At 38.4% G+C, this 1392-nt stretch carries 1 protein-coding gene; it reads right to left on the minus strand.

Annotated elements, in window-relative coordinates:
- Positions 1-13 precede the first annotated feature (13 nt).
- Positions 14-1318 (minus strand): IS4 family transposase, encoded by a 1305-nt coding sequence (locus tag FTU69_RS14645; protein WP_180104105.1) that lies wholly within the window; start codon positions 1316-1318, stop codon positions 14-16.
- Positions 1319-1392 lie beyond the last annotated feature (74 nt).

Below are 1392 nucleotides of genomic sequence, written 5' to 3' on the forward strand. Positions count from 1 at the left end.
TAATGCCAGTCAGTTAAGAGATTGACTGGCTTTTTCTTGGGTATTTTTGAGGTTTTCCTTTTACAACTCTTGGGTAACTCCTCATCCGTCTCTCAGGTAAAACATATCTATCAGATTTCTCCATTAAACTTTCCAGATGTTTGGGTAGATTACCTGCAGAAGCCAAAGAGTCGAATCTGAGTAAATTAAGAAGGGTAATAGATGCAATATGAAAACTGATCCTCAACGGGCTTACTTTGGCACGTTGAGCCATATATTTCATTTGTCTTCTTAGAACATTATAAGCAATCAAGACACCCCATAATTCTTGATAAATTAAGTCTGGCTGTTTGCTCCTTAAGTGCTTACCTTCCTGTAAATTGCTTTTAATTTCTCGGTAACACATCTCTATCTCCCAACGTTGAGCATATAACTTTGCTAAAGTTCGAGCTGGATATGTCTTTGAATCTAATAATGAAGTGATATAACGGCGGATTTTTCCTGCCTGCTCAACTTCAATTAAACGTGCTTCCCAGTAATCTCCTAATGCTGGATTAAGTTTTTTGGCTCTTGCTGATATTGGCATCCTGATATGAAAATCATGTGGGGAATTCCGTTTAATTATGTCATAACGTAAATTATCTTTAGCTCGCATAAGCCAATGGCTTGATTCTCCACGTGTTTGCCAGCCTATTAAAAAATCAGCAGAGAAATAAGCTCGATCAAACAAAGTAATACTTTGTGCTGGAGGAGATAATTGATTTGCTAATGTGAGTTCACCTTGATCCATACTGCCTATTTGGGCATCTATGATTTCATGAGTATTGGTATTCACTAGACACGTGGCTCTAACTTGTGGGTAAGGTGCTACAGCAGTTTTACCTTTAGATGAGCCAAAATGATTAAAATTCTCCTTGGTCAGTGGCATAGACCAAACCACCCCGTCAACAGCACATACACTAAGACCTTGAAAGGTTGAATATTGTTGTTGTGATTCATCAAACCATGCTTGGCTGATTAAGGAGAATAAGGCAGCTAAGGGTTCTCGACCTAAACGTTGTCGAGCTTGGACAGCTGCACTAGGAACACAATAATCTGTTGTACCAAACACGAGTTTTAATTGTTCTACCACATAGCTGATGGGTTGATTGCGAAACAAGGCAAGCCCAAGAACAAGCCAAACCACGTGCTCAGCAGGTAATTTTCTCCTTCTGATCGATGCCTTACCTGTTTGATGCAGGCTTGTTTCAATCCAATTTAAATCAATAAGTTCACAAAAATGGTTGAGTGATGGGAGAGCATGTTCAAGAGTGGATTCTAAATGTTCAGATAAAGACATAAAAAAATGAGCGTATTTACATACACTCATTTTTACTACATTTTTCTAATATTTGCTTAACTGACTGGCATTAC

Origin of the sequence: Acinetobacter sp. YH12134, assembly GCF_013418555.1 — a bacterium.
In the GTDB taxonomy this organism is placed as follows: Bacteria; Pseudomonadota; Gammaproteobacteria; order Pseudomonadales; family Moraxellaceae; genus Acinetobacter; species Acinetobacter indicus.